Genomic DNA, 18,879 nt, shown 5'->3' with positions numbered 1-18,879 from the left:
CGCGCCCTGAAGGGGCGCTGTTCATGTTGGCTCCGGAGGCCCGGTGGCGGTTCGGGTTCATTCGCCGAGGTAGGCGGCGCGCACGTGGGGATCGTCCAGCAGATCGCCAGCGGCGCCCTGCAAGGTGATACGTCCGCTGTCCATGACGTAGGCGCGTTGGCAGACCTGCAGGGCTAGGCGGGCGTTCTGCTCGACCAGCAGCAGGGTCATGCCGTCGTCGCAGACCTGATCGATCACCTCGAATATTTTCTCGACCATGATCGGCGCCAGGCCCATCGACGGCTCGTCCAGCACCAGCAGGCGCGGGCGGGAAATGAGTGCGCGGGCCAGGGCGAGCATCTGTTGCTCGCCACCGGACAACAATCCGGCCGGTTGCCGGGCGCGACGTCCCAGGTGCGGGAACAGCTGCAGCCAATGCTCGATTTCGTCGTTGACCTGAGCCTGGTCACGGCGCAGGAACGCACCGGCCTGCAGGTTTTCCACCACGCTCATGCGGCCGAAGATGCCGCGGCCTTCCGGCACCATGGCAATGCCTTGGCGCAGCAGGTCGTGCGGGGCATGGCCAAGGACCGGTTTGCCATCGAAACGGATCTCGCCGGCGCTGGCGGGCAGCAGGCCGGTCAGGGCTTTGAGGGTGGAGGTCTTGCCGGCGCCGTTGGCACCGATCAGGGTCACGCGTTCACCTTCACGGACCTCCAGGTCCAGGGTTTTCACCGCAGCGATGGCGCCGTAACGCACGCTCAGGCCTTGAATCTGCAACAGGGCATCAGACATGGGCACCGGCTCCCAGATAGGCCTGCACCACGGCAGGTTGATGACGGACGATCTCGGGCGGGCCTTCGGCGATCACCTGGCCGTGGTCGAGCACCGTCAGGCGATCGCAGATGCCCATCACCAGTTTCACGTCGTGTTCGATCAGCAACAGGGTGTGGCCATCGTCGCGGATCTTTTCCAGCAGCGTGCGCAACTGCTGTTTTTCGCTCAGGTTCATGCCGGCCGCCGGTTCATCGAGCGCCAGCAGGCGCGGTTCGGTGGCCAGTGCGCGGGCGATCTCCAGGCGGCGCTGATGGCCGTACGACAGGCTGTCGGCGCGGTAGTCGGCGAAGCCGCCGATGCCGACGTATTCCAGCAGTTCGCGTGCGCGCTCGCGGGTCTGGCGTTCTTCCTCGCGGGCACGGCGATGGCGGGTGAGGGCGGCCCACAGCCCGTTGCGGGTACGGATATGCCGGCCGACCATGACGTTCTCCAGCGCACTCATCGCGTTGAACAGGCGGATGTTCTGAAAGGTGCGGGCAATGCCGGCCTGCGCCACTTTGTGCACCGAAGACGGCCGGTAGCGCTGGCCATCCAGCGTGAATTGGCCGGCATCAGCGGTGTACAGACCGGTCATGACGTTGAACAGCGTGGTCTTGCCCGCGCCGTTCGGCCCGATCAGGCCATGGATGTGCCCGGCCTGGATGCTCAGGTTCACGCCGGACAGGGCCGCGACGCCGCCGAAGTGCTTGTCCACCTGCTCGATGTGCAGCAACGGTGTGCTCATCGTGCACCTCCTTCACGGGCCGGCCACAGCCCGGCGGGGCGATAGAGCATGGCGAGAATCAGCGCCAGGCCGTAGAACAGCTGGCGAATGATCTCCGGGTCGACCAGTACCTGGCCGAACAGCATCTGCTGCAGGCTGCCCATGCTTGCGCGCAGGACTTCCGGCAGCGCCGCCAACAGCACGCAGCCCAGGATCACCCCCGGAATGTGGCCCATGCCGCCCAGCACCACCATCGCCAGCACGGCAATGGACTCGTTGAGGCTGAAGGATTCCGGCGAGACGAAGCCCTGGAACGACGCGAACAGCGCACCGCCGACACCGCCGAACGCGGCACCGATGGCAAACGCCAATAGCTTCAGGTTGCGGGTGTTCAGGCCCATGGCTTCGGCGGCCTGTTCATCCTCACGAATCGCCAGCCAGGCGCGGCCGATGCGCGAATGCTGCAGGCGGATGCAGGCAAACAGGATCAGCAGCATCGCCGCGGCGAACAGGTAGTAGTAGAGGTACACCGACGGCAGGCGCAGGCCGAACAGTTCCTGTGTGCGGGCCAGATTGACGCCGAACAGCTGCACCGGGTCCACCGAAGAAATGCCTTTCGGGCCGTTGGTGAGGTTGATCGGGCGATCCAGGTTACGCATGAAGATGCGGATGATCTCGCCGAAACCGAGGGTGACGATGGCCAGGTAATCGCCGCGCAGACGCAGGGTCGGCGCACCGAGCAGGATGCCCAGGCCTGCCGCCAGCAGGGCCGCCAGCGGCAGGATCAGCCACAGTGGCGTGTGCAGGCCGCCGGGCAGCGCGGCAGCCAGCGCCGGGAACTGATTCAGTAAATGAGGCGATGAGAGCAGGGCGGCCAGGTAGGCGCCGACCGCATAAAAGGCAATGAAGCCCATGTCCAGCAGCCCGGCGTAACCGACCACGATATTCAGGCCCAGGGCGAGCATGATGTACAGCAGGGCGAAATCGAGGGTGCGGACCCAGGCGTTGCCGCCTGCCTGACCGATCAGCCAGGGCGCCAGTAGCAGCGCGACGGCAAACAGTACAAGGCCGATCTTCGCCCGTGGCGCGGTGTTTTGCAGAATCGAGAGGGCAGTCATGCGCGGCTCGCCAGTCGTTCGCCCAGAAGGCCGGAAGGACGCAGCACCAGCACGGCGATCAGCACCATGAAGGCAAACACATCCTGATAGTTGCTGCCGAACACGCCACCGGTGGCGTCGCCCAGGTAGCCAGTGCCGAGGGCTTCGATCAGGCCCAGCAGAATGCCGCCGAGCATCGCGCCCTTAAGGTTGCCGATGCCGCCCAGTACCGCAGCGGTGAAGGCTTTGATGCCGGGCAGGAAGCCCATGTAGAAGTGCGCGCTGCCGTAGTTGCTGGCCATCATGATGCCGGCCAGTGCCGCCAGCGCGCCGCCGATGGCGAAGGTCAACACGATCACCTGATTGGGATTGATGCCCATCAGGCTGGCCACCTGCGGATTCTCCGCCACGGCACGCATGGCACGGCCCAGGCGGGTATGGTTGACCAGCAACAGCAGCCCGGCCATCAACGCCAGGGCGATGCCCACGGTGGCGATGGCCGTGACGTTGGTGATCGCCGGCGCGTGGCTGTCGTCGCCTGCGGTGATTTCGATGGGGTCCAGCGGCAGCAGCTGCACGAACATCTGCGGGTTGCGCGACCAGATCAGCATGGCCACGGTCTGCAGCAGCAGCGATACGCCGATCCCGCTGATCAGCGGTGCCAGACGCGGCGCGTTGCGCAGGCGGCGGTAAGCCACCCGCTCGATCAGCACGGCCAGCGCGGCGCAGGCCGCCATAGCGCCGAGGGTCGCCAGCAGCAGGACCAGTAACCCGGGAAGAGAGGGGAACAGCGATTGCAGCAAGCGAATGATCGACAGGCCGATCAGTGCGCCCATCATCAACAGATCGCCGTGGGCGAAGTTGATGATGCGCAATATGCCGTAGACCATGGTGTAGCCCAGCGCGACCAAGGCATACAGGCTGCCGAGCATCAGGCCGTTGAGCAGTTGTTGAATCAGGGTATCCATCGGTGGGACCAATCTCTTGCAGCGAACGCCCGCGCACGCGGGTACGGGTCAGGAAGACGCGCAACAGTAAAGATACATTCTGTTTTTATCAAATATCAGAAAGTACTATCCTTATAACCGAACGAATTCCTTGTAAAAACGCTAGAAAAACTCAGTTTTCAACGATTTATTTTTCGAATATGCTCATCACATGAAAAATACAGAACAATTGGATAACGATCCGCCACTGCGTGCCGTACGCACCTTCGAAGCCTTCGCGCGACACGGCGGCGTCAATGCCGCCGCCCGCGAGCTGGACATCTCTGCGTCGGCGATCAGCCACCAGTTGCGCCTGCTGGAAGAGTTCCTTCAGCAGCCGCTGACCTTCCGCCAGGGCCGCAACCTGATCCTCACCGAAGAGGGCCGCGAGTATTACCGGGCGATTCGCTCGGCCTTCGCCGTGCTGCGCAGCGCCACCGACCATGTCCGCGAAAAGTCTGCGCTGCGTCAGGTGACCATCAGCCTGATCCCGCTGTTCGGCATCAACCTGTTCATCCCCAGGCTTGCGGAGTTTCTCGAGGAAAACCCCGGCCTGGACATCAACGTCACCTACGCCAACCACCGCAGCTACCCCAGCGACGCGGCAGACATCTCGATCCGCTTCGGCACCGGGCATTGGCCGGGTTATCACAGTGAACCGCTGATTTCCGGCGCGGTGGCAGCGTTCTGCAGTCGCGAATTCCTGCAGCGCCACGGGCCGATCGACACGCCTGAAGCGCTGGCCAGCCTGCCGCTGTTGCACGACGAAGAACGCGGGACCTGGGCGCAGTGGTTTCAGCAAAGCGGGGTGCGCCACCCGGCGGCGCTCAACGGCTTGCTGTTCGAGGACGGGCAACTGGCGCTGACGGCGGCACTGACCGGGCTGGGTTGCGCACTGCTGCGCGAGCCGCTGGTGGCGCCTTATCTGGCCAATGGTGAACTGGTCCGATTGTTCGACGCCACGGTCGACGACGGCCGCGGTTACTACCTATGTCGCCGGGCGGACAGCGAGCTGTCCAGAGAGGGGTTGAACCTGTACAGCTGGATCCGGCGCAGCCTGGTGGGTGCTTGAGGGAGCGGCCATCCTTGGCCGCGTTGCAGAGGCTTAGCTGCCTTGCAGCAACTTGGCATCCTGGAAGAAGTAGTCCTTCCACGAGTCCGGTTTGTTCTTGATCGCACCAACGCGGTAGAGGAATTCGGCCAGCGGGTAGGTGTTCTTGGGGTTGATGGTGAATTCGAACTGCGGATTGGAGAGGATCTTGATCAACTGATCACGATCGGTCTTGGACTTGGTCACGCGAATGTAGGTGTCCGCCGCACCCGCCTTGTCGCGCTTGATGTAGTCCGAAGCCTCGACCAGCGCCTCGATGAACGCCTGATAGGTCTTGGGGTTGTCCTCACGGAATTTTTCGGTGGCGAACAACAGCGTCGGCGAGTTCGGGCCCAGCACGTCGTAGGAGTTGAGCACCACATGCACGCCTGGGGTGTCCAGCTCCTGCTCCTGGAATGGTGGGTTGGAGAAGTGCCCGGTCAGCTCGGTGCCGCCGGTCTTGATCGCGTTGCTGGCGTCAGGGTGGGGCAGGTTGACGGTGTACTTGTCCAGCCGCGCGTATTCCTTGTCACCCCAGAGTTTGGCCGAGGCCAGTTGCAGGTAGCGCGACTGCACCGACACGCCCACCGCAGGCACCGCGATGCGGTCCTTGTCGGTAAAGTCGGCGATGGTCTTCACGTTCGGGTTGTTGCTGACCAGGTAATACGGGAAGTTGCCCAGGGACGCGACCGCCTTGACGTTCTGCCGCCCGTGGGTACGGTCCCAGATGGTCAGCAGCGGGCCGACACCGGCGCCGGCGATGTCCACCGCGCCAGACAGCAACGCATCATTCACCGCCGCGCCGCCGGACAGTTGAGTCCAGTCCACCTTGATATCGATCCCGGCCTGTTTGCCGTGTTTTTCGATCAACTGCTGATCCCGCGCCACGTTGAGCAGCAGATAGACCACGCCGAACTGCTCGGCGATGCGCAATTGCCCTTCGGCCTGGGCCATTTGCGGGGCGATCAAGCTGCCAGTGCTGACGCTGGTAGCCAGCAGCAGGGCGGCACCGAGGCGACCGGCACGAGGCCGGGAGAAGATACGTTTGAACACGGGAGGCTCCTTGATGCATCTGGATCGACGACAGGTCACCGCGGTTGGGCGCCTGTTTGTGGAACCGAATTTATAGGTATAAAAAATAAAATATAAATATCGTTATGGAATATAAATATGCGAGTTTTCGAGTGCCGTCAGCGGGCTTGAAGACCTACAACGGAACTTGGAGCAGCCGATTCTGACCTAGCAGTCCGGCTTGCCGGCGACAGCGATCTTCATTACGCCCCGCCGGCAAGCCGTGCTGCTACGCGGCGTGGTGTTGGTCAGGCTTTTGATTCTGGCCGCAGGCCGTGGGAGTCCAGCTTGCTGACGATCTGCCGCGAAGCGGCAGTAAGACCTGCGCATGCGGTGTGTCTGACATGGCCGAGGCGTCTGGATGTGCTGCCGCTGCGCGGCAGATCGCCGGCAAGCCGGGCTCCCACGCCCTGTGGGCAGAAGCGGATCGCGTTGCATTTGTGCATCCTTGCGCTATGGATCGTGATGAAAACAACAATCCCGTAGCAGCCTGGCTTGCCAGCGGGATCGATCTTGAGGGCGCTGTCGCCGATAAGCCGGACTGCTACGGGGCGAGGTCCACAGGCGGGGTTCCTCGCGAGCCACGGCAGTGCATCACTCCCGACTGGCCGCAATGATCAGCATCATCGGCCGGTGAATTTCATCCGCCAGGGCCGGGCGTTCGGCGAGGTCCTCGGGCGATGGCCCCCATTCAATCAGACGGTCCACGCGAAAGCCGCTGTCGATCAGCAGGTTGATCAGCGTGCCCAGGGTGCGGTGCTGCTTGATCACGCCATCGCTGAGCCAGTTCGTCGTGCGCTGCCCCTCGACCTGATAGTGGTCCACTGGCCAGCTTTTGCGGCCTTCGGCATCGACGATCCAGTCCGGGTGCAGCGAGGCCATGTAGATCGGATGCTCGATGGAAAACACCAGTGTGCCGCCGTCGCGCAATGCCTGGTGCACGTTGCGCAGCAGCCCGCCCAGGTCACTGATGTAATGCAGCGCCAATGAGCTGTAGACGAGGGTGAATGCCCAGGTCGGCAAATCGGGGTTTTCCAGATCCTGGTGCATGTAGTCGATGCGCCCATCGGCGTTGATGGCGGCTGCGCGGTCGAGCATTTTCTGCGAGACGTCCAGGGCTAGCACGCTGGCCGCGCCGTGCTCCACCGCCCAGCGGCTGAACCAGCCGTAACCGCAGCCCAGGTCCAGTACGCGCTGGCCTTGCATGTCGGGCAGCAGCGCGCGCAGGGCGGGCCATTCCGGCGCGCCGGCCAAGCCCTGCTGCGAGCGCGGCAGCTGGCTGTAGCCTTCGAAGAACGCCTGGGTGTCGTAGATATTCTGGGTCATGCTGTGTCCTCGTAAGCCAGCAGGTCATGGAACGACGAACAGGGCCCGCAGGCCCTGTTCGGTGTTCGGGATGAGGTCCTTCAGTAACGCATTTCCACCGCCACATAGGCGCCGATGCCGTCGCCCGGATACAGCGACGCGGTGTCCTGGCCGTTGGCGTTGTAGATCGGCTGCACGGCGGTCACGTACTTCTTGTTCGCCAGGTTTTTCAGGTCCAGCGAGACTTTCCAGTCCTTCTTCGGCGTTTCGAAGCCGACGTTGGCGCCGAAGATGGTGTAGGACGGCGCGTAGAAGGTGTTGGCGTAGTCGACAGCCGTGCGCGAGGCCGACTGCACGTTCACACCGGTATAAAAGCCGGTCGGGTGCTGATACTGCACTTCACCTTGATAAATGTGCTTGGGAATGCCTGGCAACTGGTTGTCGCCAAAGGTCGGGTCATGGCGGTAGTAGAAGTCATTGTAGGTGTAGACCTGACGCAGGCTGATCTGCTCGCCGGACTCGTTCTCCCACAGGCGCGTGTTGAGCCCGGCCTCGATGCCCTGGTGAATGGTCGGGGTGGCGTTGAACGCACCGGTGACCGCTGCGGCGGTGGCGGTCGGTGCGACGATCTGCACGTTGAGCAGCTCGTCGCGGATCCAGGAGCGGTACAGCGCCAGGCTGCCATCGAAGATCCCCGAGGAACCCTTCACGCCGATCTCCACCGTGTTGGCTTTCTGCTCGACCAGCGGGCGCACATAGGGCGTGGTCGGACCGGAGCCCGAGTATTCCCAGGAGGCCGGCGGGTCGATCGAGCGGCTGACGTTGGCGAACACCTGCAACTGCGGCGTGAACTCGTAGCGCAGGCCGATGCGCGGGGCCAGGCTCCAGTTGTCGTAGGTGACGTCGGTCGGGTAGGTGGTGGTGTTGGCCTGCAGCGCCTGTTTCACATCGGCATGGCGGCGCACGTTGATCGCCGAAACGCCGCTGGTCAGCCACAGGCCGTCGACCAGTTCCAGGTCGTTGCCGAACGAGAACACATGATCGAAGGACGAGCCGTAGTCGACGAACTTGCGCGTCTGCTTGTTGGCGAAGGTGGAATTGACCTCGCCCTTGAGGTGCTCAGTGGACGTGAATGCCAGGTTGGTGCGGCTTTCATGGCCGAACAGTTTGTCGATACGGTCGTAACCGAGCACGAACGACAGGTCATGCCAGTCCCAGTAGCTGGGGTTGGACGGGCTGTTGGGGCTGTTGTTGTGGGCGTACTCGTAATAGGAAGCGCCGAAGGTGAGCTTGGAATCGTCGTCGAAGGTGTAGGTGGTCTTGCTGCCGACCCAGACGCTGCCCGGACGCCGGCTGCCTGCGCCGCTGGTGGCGGCCGTCGCGCTGGCATCGCGGGTGTGATGCTTGACTGCGTCCAGCGTGGTGGCGCTGGGGTCGTTGTGGTATTCGTCGCGATAGCGCAGCAGCAATTGGGTTTCCAGTTTCGGGCTGAATTTGTAGCCGAAGTTGGCGACGATGCCTTGGCTCTTGGACAGGCTATAGTCGCGATAACCGTCGTTGCGATAGTTGTCGGCGTTGAGGTAGTAGTCGAAGTCGCCCTCGACGCCGCCGATGCTCACGCTCTGTTTCTGATAGCCGTAGCTGCCGGCCTCTGCGCGCACCCGCAGGCCGGGCGCGGTGTAGCCGGTGTGGTTGATGAAGTTGATGCCGCCACCCAGGGTCAGGGCGCCGTACTGGAAGGCGTTGGCACCGCGCAGGATCTCGGTGTAGTTCACCCCTGAGGCGTTGAGAAACTCATAGGGCGTACCGCCGGGGCCGGTGATCGGCAGGCCGTCGAAGAGAAACTTGATCCCCTCGCGGAAATAGCCCGGCGAGGTGTTGGCGCCCGAGCCGCGAATGGAAATCTTCGCCGCATCGTTGCCGCCGGTGGACTGCACGAACACCCCCGGTTGATACGCCAGGGTGTCCTGCAGCGTGGCGGTGCGGCCCTTGGCGACCTGCTCGCTGTCGACCACGCTGGTGCCGCCTGGCACTTCTTGCAGCTGGCTTTTGGCAGCCTCAACCTCTGTGATCTTCTGCGCCTGTACGGTCACGGTTTTCAGCCGTGGTGTGGTTTGTGTGCTGTCTGCTGCAGGTGTTGCCGGATCGTCGGCGTAAGCCACGGTCGACAGTAACAGCGCAGACCCCAATGTCACGCAGGACGCCTTGGCGATCGACCGCGATAACGTGTGTAACTCTCCCCGAAAAGCTGAAGGCATCTAAGGTGTTCCTTGTGAATAGATAAATGAGTTTCAGCTTTCTATTCGTATAGTCATGCTCAGAGGGGGATCAGCAGTTTCTGTGCCAAGGGGAAAAGTCCATCAACTTGGGGCATTCAAAGTGCGGGTTCGGCAATGATGTGCTCGGCGATACACTTTGTTTTGTTGCGGTGTCTATTTTTCAACAGCAGGGGAGTTATGGGGCAGTGTCGAAAAATCAACAGCGAATTGACAGTCTGTAAATCGCCCAGCAGGCAGGCTCGTGAGTTTGATTCTATGAATAGAAGAGAACCTTCTAAATCAAACGCTTTCGCGGGTTCTGGCGCAGGTTTCATCCAGTTCTGAAACGGCTTGCAAGCGCCGCCACTCAAGGTTTCCGGTGTCGTGTAGCGCTGTTCTAAAGTGTTTGCCAAACACTTGAAAAAGGAGAGTGGCATGTTCGCTGCATAGTTTGAGTTCTCGCTGAAACACTCAAAGTGCTCAGTCGGATCAACTAAGGAATGTGCTTTGGCCGCGCTCTTCAAATCAACCGTTGTTCTTTCGTTATATCTGGCGATCGGTGCCTGTTCGCCGGTGCCGCCGCCCACTTCTGCGACGGCGCGCGCCGACGGCACGTTAATAGACGGTGTAGTGACGTATCCCGCTTCAGACTTTCACGAGCAAGTAGCGGGACGACCCGGCGGCACATTACGGGTATCGGCCGCGTCTGACGCGGGCAGTTTCGACATCCATGCCTTGTCCAACGGCAACATGCAGTGGATGGGGCGGATCCTGTACGACTGCCTCGTGGCCCAGGACGAGCAGGGCAATATCTCGCCGTGGCTGGCCAAATCCTGGGAGATTTCCGAGGACGGCAAGACCTACACCTTTCACCTGCGCGACGACGTGACCTTCAGTGACGGCGAGAAATTCAACGCCCAGGCCCTGCAGGTCAATCTGGAGCACATGCGCGATCCGGCCACCAAATCGCCGTTGGCCGCGGCGTACATCGCGCCGTATACCGGCGGCAAGGTGATCGACGACTACACCTTCGAAGCCCATCTGCGTGAGCCCTATACGCCGTTTCTGGATGTGCTGGCGCAATCCTGGCTGGGCATGATTTCGCCGAAGCAGATCCGCGAGGCGCCGAAAAGCATCGCCGAACATCCGGTCGGCAGCGGCCCCTTTGTGCTTGAGAGCTACACCCGCGATCAGGGTGCGGTGTTCGTCAAACGCAAGGGTTATCACTGGGCGCCACCGGTGACCCGTCATGTCGGCGAAGCCTATCTGGACCGCATCGAACTGAGCTACGTGCCAGAGGCGATGATCCGCTTCACGGCCCTCGAGTCCGGGCAATCGGACTTCGCCCTCGATGCACCGGCGCAGAACGCTGCCGCGATCAGGGCCAACCCGGACCTGGTGCTGCGCAGCCGTATTCGCAAGGGCAACCCCAGCCGCAGCATGACCTTCAACGTCGCGCAGCCGCCGTTCGACGACGTGCTGGTGCGCCGTGCGGTGGCCAAGGCGATCGATCGCGATGGGCTGGCGTGGATCTCTGGCTTTGGCGAGTTCATCGCCAAGGCGGATTTTCTCGCCGCCAACACCCGTTTCTACCAGCCGAACAACGACGCGCTGGCCTATGACCCGAAGGCCGCCAATGCCTTGCTCGATCAGGCCGGCTGGACCGGACGCGATGCCCAGGGCTATCGCACCCGCAACGGCGAACGCCTCAAGGCCACGTTACTGACCTACGACAACCCGGCGTTTCCGGCCAGCGTTTCGGTAGCGATCCAGGCAGACCTGAAGAAGGTCGGTTTCGACATGCCCATCGAAATGCTGCCGCTGACCCGCGTCACCGAGCGCCGGTACGCGGGCAAGTTTCAGGCGCTGGCGGCCGGTTACTGGCACACCAATACGCCGGACGGGCTGTTCATTCTGTATCACAGCCAGTCCATCAGCACCGCGAAGTTGATCGGCCAGAACGCCGGGAATTTCCGCGATGCCGAGGTCGATCGCCTGCTCAGTGCCGCGCGCCAGTCCCGCGATCCGCAGCAGCTCAAGCAGTTGTATGCCCAGGCACAGAAACGCCTCGCCGAAACCGTACCGGCCGTTCCCTCCGTGGAGAGTCAGGTCCTGGCCGCTTTCCGGCGCCAGGTCAAGGGCGTGATCTTCGACACCTCCCATAACGTGCCGTTTTTCACCAGCGTCTGGCTGGACCGGGGGCAACCATGAAGCTGTTCAAACGCATCGCACTGCGCCTGTTGGCAGGCATCGGCGTGCTGTGGGGCGCCGCGACCCTGACATTTCTGGCGGTGAACTTCAGTGGCGGCGACACAGCGCTGGCGATTCTCGGTGGCCCGGAAGCATTGCCCACACCGGAGCTGCTGGCTCGTGTCCGTGCCGAATACGGCCTGGATCAGCCGCTGATCGTGCAGTACGGCCATTATCTGGGGCGGCTGCTGCAGGGCGATCTGGGTGAGTCCTATCGCCTGCGCATTCCGGTGGCGCAAGCCATCGGCGAGCAGATTGGCGCCACGGTGCAGTTGTCGATCAGTGCGGCGCTGCTGGCGGTGGTGCTGGCGCTGAGCTGCGCGATTCTGACCGCCAATCGCGCGCCGTGGGTTCGTTCGCTGGCTTCGGGCAGCGAGCTGGTGATTTCGTCCGCGCCGTCGTTCGTCATCGGCATCCTGCTGTTGCTGGTCTTCTCCTTTCACTGGCACTGGCTGCCGCCTTCAGGCTCCAAGGGCTGGCGCTCGCTGATCCTGCCCACCGTGGCGCTGGCATTGCCGGTGGCGGCAGTGCTGACCCAGCTGCTGCGCCAGTCGCTGGAAGACACGCTGGAGCAGTCTTTCATCGCCATGGCCCGCGCCCGCGGGTTGTCGGAAACCGCCGTGCGGTTGCGCCATGCCTTGCGTCACGCGCTGGTGCCGCTGGTGACCCTGGCCGGGTTCATTTTCGCAAGCCTCCTGGGCGGCGCGGTGGTCATCGAACTGCTGTTCGCCCGCCAGGGCCTGGGCCGTCTGATGCTCGATGCCACCAGCAACAAAGACGTGCCGATGGTGCTGGGCGTGACCCTGCTGGCGGCCACCGTGTACGTGGTGGTCAACCTGGCCGTCGACTTGATCAACCGCTGGATCGACCCACGCGGTGCCCACGAATAAGCGCCGGCGAAGCGGTGAAAGCCATGAGCGGTGAACCACATTTGAACAAGGAAAAACCATGAGTACTGCCCCATCCTCCGAAGTGAACTATCAAGACCTGCACCAGCGTTTCGCCGACGTGTTCACGCGCATTGCCGACACCGCCGTGGCCCGCGAACAGGAACGCGAACTGGCTTTCGAGGCGGTGCAGTGGCTGCGTGACGCAGGGTTCGGTGCCTTACGCGTGCCAACGGCGCGAGGCGGCCTGGGCGCCAGCCTGCCGCAGTTGTTTCGCCTGTTGATCGACCTGGGTGAGGCGGATTCGAACCTGCCGCAGATCGTCCGAGCGCATTTCGGCTTTGTCGAAGGGCGCCTGTCCAGTCGTGAGCAGGCGTCGCAGGACTATTGGCTGCCCAAAGTGGTGGACGGCCAGCTGTGGGGCGCGGCAATGGCCGAGCGCACCGACACCACGCGCAATTCGGTGACCCTGGATGCGCAGGAACCCGGTAACCCCGACACGACGTGGCTGTTGAACGGTGAGAAGTTCTACTGCACCGGCACGCTGTACGCCGACTGGATCGCTGCCGTGGCCCTGGATGGCGAGGATTTCGTCAGTGTCTCGGTGCCCACCGATGCCGAAGGCGTGTCGGTGGAAGATGACTGGGACGGTTTCGGCCAGCGCCTGAGCGGCAGCGGCACCACGCGTTTCAACGGCGTGAAGGTGCCGCAGGCGCATATCGTGCGGCGCTTCAAGAAGGACGAGCTGCGGGCCGAATCCTACCTGAGCGCGTTCTACCAACTGTTCCATCTGGCGACCCTGGCCGGTATCGCCAATGCAGTGCTGCGTGACGCGAGCGCTTTTGTCAAAGGTCGCACCCGCGCCTTTGGCGTTCCCGGCCAGTCCAGCCCCAAGGACGATCCGCTGGTGCAGCGGGTCATCGGCCGCCTGTCCAGCCTGGCTTACGCCGCACGCACGCAAGTGCTGGCCGTGGCTCAGGTGCTGCAAGACGTTCACGAGGCAGAGCAGGGCGATTACGCAGTAGAGGCCCACTACACCGAAGCGGAAATCCGCGCCTATCAGGCTCAGCAAATCGTGCTGGAACAGGTGCTGGAAGCCACCACCTTGCTGTTCGAGGTCGGCGGCGCTTCGGCCACCAGCGAGACCCGGCGCTTCGATCGCCACTGGCGTAACGCGCGCACCCTGGCTTCGCACAACCCGGCGATCTACCGCGAGCGGGCGCTGGGCAACTACTACCTCAACGACATCACCCCCAACGCGGCGTGGCGCATCTTGCAGGCGGCGGACGCCGAAAAACAGGCCGCCGGTGCCCGTGACGAAGCGAGCGCAGTATGAGCACAACCTCCAGCAACATCCGTGACGGGCAGATGAGCCTGGGCATGAACATCCTTGGCTTCGGCGCGCACTCCGGTGCCTGGCGCAGCGCCGAAGTCGACGCCAACGCGTACCTCGATGTCGAGTACTACCGCAACATCGCGCGGATTTCCGAGCGCGGTTGCCTGGATGCGATCTTTCTCGCCGACGGCCCGGCGCTGGCGGGCGACGTCTCGAAACAGCCGGCCGGCAGGCTCGAACCGACGGTCCTGCTCACCGCTGTGGCACTGGCGACCCAACGCATCGGCGTAATCGCCACCGCGTCGAGCACCTACAACGACCCCTTCAACATCGCCCGGCGCTTCGCATCGCTGGATCACATCAGCGGCGGGCGCGCGGCCTGGAACGTGGTGACCAACGCCGGCGACGCCGCGGCACAGAACTTCGGCCTGGCCGGTGCGCCGCTGCACGTTGACCGCTATGCCCGGGCCGACGAGTTCATCGATGTCACCCTCAAACTGTGGGACAGCTGGGAAGACGACGCAATCATCGGCGATGCCCGTGGCGGGCGTTTCGCTGACCCCGGCAAGGTGCACAGCATCGATTTCGTCGGCAAGCACTTCTCGGTCAAGGGGCCGCTGAACGTGCCGCGCTCGCCCCAGGGCCGGCCGGTGCTGGTACAGGCGGGCTCCTCGGAAGGCGGCAAGGCCCTGGGCTCGCGTTACGCCGATGCGATCTTCACCACCCAGACCACCCTGGAAGACGGCCAGCAGTTCTATCGCGAGATGAAAGACCGCGCCGCCCGCTGGGGGCGCAACCCGGAGTACCTGAAAATCATGCCGGGCCTGTCCACGGTGATCGGCAGCACCGAGGCCGAAGCCCATGCCCGCTTCGATGAACTCAATGCCTGGCACGGTGAGCATGGATTGCTGGAGCAAGTGGCCGGGCGCATCGGCATTCCTGCCAGGGAGCTCGACCCCGATGCGCCGCTGCCGTGGGATCGAATCGGCGCGGTGGCGGATTTCGAGCGCGGGTCCCAGGGCTTTCTTGAAGCGCAGCTCAATCTGGCGCGTCGGGAAAACCTCAGCATTCGCCAATTGTCGCGGCGGATTCTGGTGGGGCATCGGCTGCTGGTGGGCACACCCGAGCAGGTGGCCGACACGCTGAGCCACTGGTACCTGGCCCATGCCGCCGACGGCTTCAACATCATGCCGGACATGTTCCCGTCCGGCGTCGAGATCTTCGTCGACGAAGTGGTGCCGCTGCTGCAACAGCGCGGCCTGTTCCGTCGTGAATACACCGGCAGCACCCTGCGCGAGCACCTGGGCTTGCCGTTTCCGACCAATCAATATGCGCTGCGGGCCTGAACCCGGCGCGGGTCTTCACTGAAAAAGGATTCATCATGCGTTACCGCAAACTGGGCAACAGCGACATCGATGTGAGCATCTTCGGCCTGGGCACCATGACCTGGGGCCATCAGAACAGCGAAAGCGATGCGCATCAGCAGATCGACTTGGCGCTGGAGCACGGCGTCAACCTGATCGACACCGCCGAGATGTACCCCACGCCGACCAAGGCCGAGACCTGGCGCACCACTGAGCGTTTCATCGGCACCTGGCTGGCGGCCAGCGGGCGCCGGAAAGACGTGGTGCTGGCCAGCAAGATCGCCGGCCCCGCGCGGGATGCCAACCAGCGGCACATTCGCGATGGCCTGAGCCGCCATGACCGACGCAACATCGTCGAGGCACTGGACGGCAGCCTCAAGCGCCTGCAAACCGACTACCTGGACCTGTACCAACTGCACTGGCCGGACCGCACCACCAATATCTTTGGCCAGCGTGAGTACCCGTATCTGGACGACGCCGACAGCACGGTCATCGAGGAAACCCTGTCGGTGCTGGCCGAGCAGGTGCAGGCGGGCAAGATTCGCCACATCGGCGTGTCCAACGAAACGCCCTGGGGCGTGGCTGAGTTCCTCAAGCAGAGCGAGCGCCTGGCCTTGCCCCGCATCGTCAGCATTCAGAACCCTTACAGCCTGCTCAACCGCCTGTACGAGGGCGGGCTGTCGGAGTTCAGCCACCGCGAAGGCGTAGGGTTGTTGGCCTATTCGCCGCTGGCCTTTGGCGCCTTGACCGGCAAATACCTCAACGGTGCGCGGCCTGAGGGCTCGCGATTGTCGGCGGTGTACCGCACCTTCAACCGCTACGACAGCCCCTCGGCCCAGGAGGCGATTGCCGGGTACGTCGAGATTGCCCGCGAGCACGGCCTGACCCCGGCACAACTGGCGCTGGCCTACCTGTTCGACAAACCTTTTGTCGCCAGTGCGCTGACCGGGCAGACCACCCTGGCGCAACTGCGCGACAACCTCAGTGCGCTGGACGTTACGTTAAGCGATGAGATCAAGGCGCAGGTGCAGGCCATTCACCAGCGCATTCCCAACCCGGCGCCTTGAGGCGACGACCCGTGTAGCAGCACGGCTTGCCGGCGATGGCGATTTCATGATCTCCCGCGGGCAGGGGGTTGCGGCATGACGAAAGACAGAGGAAAGCGTTGATGTCTCAGGCAATTGAAACCGTCATCACAGGCCCCGCCATAGGTGTGGCGGGCGACCGGCCGCTGGGTTTGTCCGGTTGGCGACATGTGCGTCCCGGTTTATGGGCGGCAGGGGCGTTTGTCTTATTGCTGTTGCTGGCCGCAGCAGTTCCGCAATGGCTGGCGCCGTACGATCCGCTGGACGCCACGGCGCGCCTGGCGTTTCAACCGCCCAACCCCGTGCATTGGCTGGGCACCGACGAGAACGGTCGGGACGTGCTGAGCCGGTTGATCTTCGGCGTGCGCTCGTCGCTGTTCATGGGCCTGGCGGCCACGGCACTGGGTCTGGCCTGGGGCACGCTGATCGGCCTGGTTTCAGGGCTGGGGCCGCGCTGGCTGGACGCCGCGTTGATGCGCGGGATCGACGTGCTGCTGGCGTTTCCCGATCTGTTGCTGGCGCTGGTGATCATCACCTTCTTCGGCCAGGGCACCGCCAATCTGATTCTGGCGGTGGGCATCGCCGGTGTGCCGCGTTACGCCCGGCTGGTTCGCGCGCAAACCCTCAGCGTGCGCCAGGCCGGATACGTCGAAGCGGCGGTGACCCTGGGGCAGTCGCAGCTCGCCGTGGTGCTGCGGCACATCCTGCCCAATGCCTTCAAGCCGGTGCTGATCCTCGCCACCATCGGCATCGGCGGCACCATCACCGCCGGCGCCGCCTTGAGTTTTCTCGGATTCGGCGCGCCGCCACCCGCTCCGGAGTGGGGCGGGATGATGGCTATAGGGCGCAGTTTTCTGGCCAACGCGCCGTGGCTGGTGGCCTGGCCCGCGCTGATCATCACCCTGACTGTCGTTTCCATCAGTGCCATTGGCCGTGAACTGCTGCGCCGCAGCGAAGGAAAACCACTATGAATGCGAACATCCATGCCTTGGGGCCGCTGGTCGATATCCGCGATCTGACCGTGCGCTTCGGTCAGAACAAGCCGGTGCTGCACAACGTCAGCCTGCAGATCGAGCGCGGCGAGTGCCTGGCGATTGTCGGCGAGTCCGGCTCGGGCAAAAGCGTGACCGCGCGCACTTTGGCCGGGCTCACTGGCCAGGGTGCGCGGATCGAAGCGGCGAAACTGGCCTATCAGGGCATCGACCTGCGACACCTCGACGAGGGCTCTTGGCAGCGCCTGCGCGGGGCGAGCATCGGTTTTGTCATGCAGGACGCCCTCGGCGCGCTGGACCCGCTGCGCCGGGTGGGTGCCGAGATCGAAGAGCCCTTGCACCTGCATACGAATCTGAACGCCGAAGCCCGGCGCCTGCGCGTGCTCGAACTGCTGCGTGCCGTGGGCGTGCCCGAACCGGAACTGCGCGCCAGTCAGTACCCCTGGCAACTGTCCGGCGGCTTGCGCCAGCGTGCGTTGATCGCGTCGGCCATCGCCTGCAATCCGCGGCTGATCATTGCTGATGAGCCGACCACGGCGCTGGATGCCACGGTACAGGCGCAGGTGATCGCCTTGCTGGAAAGCTTGCGCGGCGAGAACAACGCCTTGCTGATGGTCAGCCATGATCTATCAGTGGTGGCGCGGCTGGCCGACCGAGTCGCGGTGATGCATCACGGCGTGATCGTGGAGCAGGGCAGCACTGAGCAAGTGCTGCACGACCCTCGGCACGCGTATACCCGCTCGCTGTTGCGCGCCGCCCGCGCGGTGCATTTCCAACCACAGCGCCAGCCCTTGACGCTGGTGGAGGCAACACCCGAGCCGGACAGCGAGGTCCTGCTGCAGGCCCACGAGTTGACCAAATCGTTTGTCGGGCCGGACGGCCGGCGGCGTACGGTGCTCAAGCAGGCATCGCTGCAACTGCGCCGTGGCGAGACGCTGGGCATCGTCGGCGAATCAGGCTCCGGCAAGACGACCCTGACTCGCCTGATTCTGGGCCTGGAAACCGCCGACAGCGGCGAAGTGCACATCGCCGGGCAGAATTGGGCGCAGCTGGATGCCGGACAAAAACGCCAGGCCCGGCGCGCGGTGCAGGTGGTGTTTCAGGACCCGCAGAGTTCGTTCGACCCACGCTACACGGTGCAGCGCGTGCTGTTCGAAGCGCTGAGTGTGGCCGGATTGCCGCGCAAGACCTGGCGCAGCAGGGCCGAGCAACTGCTCGAACTGGTACGGCTGGACCCTGCGGTATTGGCGCGCAGGCCCATCGAGCTGTCTGGGGGGCAACGGCAACGCATCGCCATTGCTCGCGCATTGGCTTCAGAGCCGCAGATCCTGATCTGCGATGAGCCGGTGTCGGCGCTGGATGTGTCGGTGCAGGCGCAAATCCTGGAACTGCTCGACGATCTCAAGCGGCGGCTGGGGCTGGCCTGCCTGTTCATTTCCCACGACCTGGGGGTGATCAACCACGTCAGCGAACGGGTGCTGGTGATGAAAGACGGCGAGGTGGTGGAGTCCGGTACGGTGCGCCAGGTGTTCGACCGGCCCGCCCATGCCTACACCCGCTCGCTGATCGCGGCGATCCCGACGCTGGACAGCGAATACCCGCCCAGCGAGTTTTATCTGCAAATTGCGATTTGAGGCCC

Annotated in this window: 16 protein-coding genes; 8 read left to right on the top strand and 8 right to left on the bottom strand. The window is 63.7% G+C overall.

Features of this window, described 5'->3' with window-relative positions; translation table 11 throughout:
• Nucleotides 1-57: 57 nt before the first annotated feature.
• Genes AC1MEK_RS10835 through AC1MEK_RS10820 form a run of 4 tightly spaced genes read right to left on the bottom strand, consistent with a single transcriptional unit; the run spans nucleotide 58 to nucleotide 3,584 of the window.
• Nucleotides 58-774, bottom strand: coding sequence for an ABC transporter ATP-binding protein (locus AC1MEK_RS10835; RefSeq protein ID WP_480396274.1), 717 nt, complete (start codon nucleotides 772-774; stop codon nucleotides 58-60).
• Entirely contained in the window at nucleotides 767-1,540 is a 774-nt protein-coding gene (locus tag AC1MEK_RS10830; RefSeq protein WP_480396273.1) for an ABC transporter ATP-binding protein, read from the bottom strand. The genes AC1MEK_RS10835 and AC1MEK_RS10830 overlap by 8 nt, the downstream gene beginning before the upstream one ends.
• A complete protein-coding gene (locus AC1MEK_RS10825; protein WP_480396272.1) occupies nucleotides 1,537-2,637 on the bottom strand; it encodes a branched-chain amino acid ABC transporter permease in 1,101 nt (366 codons plus the stop codon). The genes AC1MEK_RS10830 and AC1MEK_RS10825 overlap by 4 nt, the downstream gene beginning before the upstream one ends.
• Entirely contained in the window at nucleotides 2,634-3,584 is a 951-nt protein-coding gene (locus AC1MEK_RS10820; protein WP_480396271.1) for a branched-chain amino acid ABC transporter permease, read from the bottom strand. The genes AC1MEK_RS10825 and AC1MEK_RS10820 overlap by 4 nt, the downstream gene beginning before the upstream one ends.
• Nucleotides 3,585-3,774: 190 nt before the next feature.
• On the opposite strand from AC1MEK_RS10820, the gene AC1MEK_RS10815 reads away from it, so the two are divergent.
• On the top strand, nucleotides 3,775-4,674 hold the full coding sequence (locus tag AC1MEK_RS10815; protein WP_480396270.1) for a LysR substrate-binding domain-containing protein: 900 nt from the start codon (nucleotides 3,775-3,777) through the stop codon (nucleotides 4,672-4,674).
• Nucleotides 4,675-4,707: 33 nt separating this feature from the next.
• On the opposite strand, the gene AC1MEK_RS10810 is transcribed toward AC1MEK_RS10815, so the two are convergent.
• The 4 genes from AC1MEK_RS10810 to AC1MEK_RS10795 form a co-directional block, all read right to left on the bottom strand.
• A complete protein-coding gene (locus AC1MEK_RS10810) occupies nucleotides 4,708-5,745 on the bottom strand; it encodes an ABC transporter substrate-binding protein (protein WP_480396269.1) in 1,038 nt (345 codons plus the stop codon).
• Nucleotides 5,746-6,357: 612 nt separating this feature from the next.
• Nucleotides 6,358-7,089 carry a class I SAM-dependent methyltransferase gene (locus AC1MEK_RS10805; protein ID WP_480396268.1) on the bottom strand — a complete coding sequence of 244 codons (732 nt, stop codon included), beginning with the start codon at nucleotides 7,087-7,089 and terminating at the stop codon, nucleotides 6,358-6,360.
• Between the two features lie 80 nt (nucleotides 7,090-7,169).
• Nucleotides 7,170-9,326 (bottom strand): TonB-dependent receptor family protein, encoded by a 2,157-nt coding sequence (locus AC1MEK_RS10800; RefSeq protein WP_480396267.1) that lies wholly within the window; start codon nucleotides 9,324-9,326, stop codon nucleotides 7,170-7,172.
• Nucleotides 9,327-9,442: 116 nt separating this feature from the next.
• The gene (locus tag AC1MEK_RS10795) at nucleotides 9,443-9,940 is read right to left on the bottom strand and encodes a hypothetical protein (RefSeq protein WP_480396266.1); all 498 of its coding nucleotides are present in this window, start codon (nucleotides 9,938-9,940) and stop codon (nucleotides 9,443-9,445) included.
• Between the two features lie 16 nt (nucleotides 9,941-9,956).
• Between AC1MEK_RS10795 and AC1MEK_RS10790 the strand changes: the two genes are divergently transcribed.
• From AC1MEK_RS10790 to AC1MEK_RS10760, 7 genes are all read left to right on the top strand, one after another.
• Nucleotides 9,957-11,537 (top strand): ABC transporter substrate-binding protein, encoded by a 1,581-nt coding sequence (locus AC1MEK_RS10790; protein WP_480396265.1) that lies wholly within the window; start codon nucleotides 9,957-9,959, stop codon nucleotides 11,535-11,537.
• Nucleotides 11,534-12,466, top strand: coding sequence for an ABC transporter permease (locus AC1MEK_RS10785; protein WP_480396264.1), 933 nt, complete (start codon nucleotides 11,534-11,536; stop codon nucleotides 12,464-12,466). The genes AC1MEK_RS10790 and AC1MEK_RS10785 overlap by 4 nt, the downstream gene beginning before the upstream one ends.
• A 58-nt stretch (nucleotides 12,467-12,524) precedes the next feature.
• Nucleotides 12,525-13,799, top strand: a complete 1,275-nt coding sequence (locus AC1MEK_RS10780) for an acyl-CoA dehydrogenase family protein (protein ID WP_480396263.1) — start codon at nucleotides 12,525-12,527, stop codon at nucleotides 13,797-13,799.
• Entirely contained in the window at nucleotides 13,796-15,145 is a 1,350-nt protein-coding gene (locus AC1MEK_RS10775) for an LLM class flavin-dependent oxidoreductase (protein ID WP_480396262.1), read from the top strand. Before AC1MEK_RS10780 ends, AC1MEK_RS10775 begins: the two co-directional genes overlap by 4 nt.
• Before the next feature lie 35 nt (nucleotides 15,146-15,180).
• Complete coding sequence (locus AC1MEK_RS10770; RefSeq protein ID WP_480396261.1) at nucleotides 15,181-16,230, top strand: NADP(H)-dependent aldo-keto reductase; 1,050 nt, start codon at nucleotides 15,181-15,183, stop codon at nucleotides 16,228-16,230.
• Nucleotides 16,231-16,331: 101 nt separating this feature from the next.
• Nucleotides 16,332-17,219 (top strand): ABC transporter permease, encoded by an 888-nt coding sequence (locus tag AC1MEK_RS10765; protein ID WP_480396260.1) that lies wholly within the window; start codon nucleotides 16,332-16,334, stop codon nucleotides 17,217-17,219.
• On the top strand, nucleotides 17,216-18,874 hold the full coding sequence (locus AC1MEK_RS10760) for a dipeptide ABC transporter ATP-binding protein (protein ID WP_480396259.1): 1,659 nt from the start codon (nucleotides 17,216-17,218) through the stop codon (nucleotides 18,872-18,874). Before AC1MEK_RS10765 ends, AC1MEK_RS10760 begins: the two co-directional genes overlap by 4 nt.
• Nucleotides 18,875-18,879: the final 5 nt, after the last annotated feature.

Source organism: Pseudomonas sp. 2, from assembly GCF_056627435.1.
The sequence above is the reverse complement of the archived record's forward strand: the minus strand, read 5'-3'. Positions and strand labels throughout refer to the sequence as shown.

What these genes read in the sequence shown, in the direction of transcription:
- AC1MEK_RS10760 (WP_480396259.1), top strand. Translation starts at nt 17,216, where the DNA reads ATGAATGCGAACATCCATGCCTTGGGGCCGCTGGTCGATATCCGCGAT.
- AC1MEK_RS10775 (WP_480396262.1), top strand. Translation starts at nt 13,796, where the DNA reads ATGAGCACAACCTCCAGCAACATCCGTGACGGGCAGATGAGCCTGGGC.
- AC1MEK_RS10820 (WP_480396271.1), bottom strand. Translation starts at nt 3,584, where the DNA reads ATGGATACCCTGATTCAACAACTGCTCAACGGCCTGATGCTCGGCAGC.
- AC1MEK_RS10785 (WP_480396264.1), top strand. Translation starts at nt 11,534, where the DNA reads ATGAAGCTGTTCAAACGCATCGCACTGCGCCTGTTGGCAGGCATCGGC.
- AC1MEK_RS10780 (WP_480396263.1), top strand. Translation starts at nt 12,525, where the DNA reads ATGAGTACTGCCCCATCCTCCGAAGTGAACTATCAAGACCTGCACCAG.
- AC1MEK_RS10835 (WP_480396274.1), bottom strand. Translation starts at nt 774, where the DNA reads ATGTCTGATGCCCTGTTGCAGATTCAAGGCCTGAGCGTGCGTTACGGC.
- AC1MEK_RS10830 (WP_480396273.1), bottom strand. Translation starts at nt 1,540, where the DNA reads ATGAGCACACCGTTGCTGCACATCGAGCAGGTGGACAAGCACTTCGGC.
- AC1MEK_RS10765 (WP_480396260.1), top strand. Translation starts at nt 16,332, where the DNA reads ATGTCTCAGGCAATTGAAACCGTCATCACAGGCCCCGCCATAGGTGTG.
- AC1MEK_RS10800 (WP_480396267.1), bottom strand. Translation starts at nt 9,326, where the DNA reads ATGCCTTCAGCTTTTCGGGGAGAGTTACACACGTTATCGCGGTCGATC.
- AC1MEK_RS10825 (WP_480396272.1), bottom strand. Translation starts at nt 2,637, where the DNA reads ATGACTGCCCTCTCGATTCTGCAAAACACCGCGCCACGGGCGAAGATC.
- AC1MEK_RS10805 (WP_480396268.1), bottom strand. Translation starts at nt 7,089, where the DNA reads ATGACCCAGAATATCTACGACACCCAGGCGTTCTTCGAAGGCTACAGC.
- AC1MEK_RS10770 (WP_480396261.1), top strand. Translation starts at nt 15,181, where the DNA reads ATGCGTTACCGCAAACTGGGCAACAGCGACATCGATGTGAGCATCTTC.
- AC1MEK_RS10815 (WP_480396270.1), top strand. Translation starts at nt 3,775, where the DNA reads ATGAAAAATACAGAACAATTGGATAACGATCCGCCACTGCGTGCCGTA.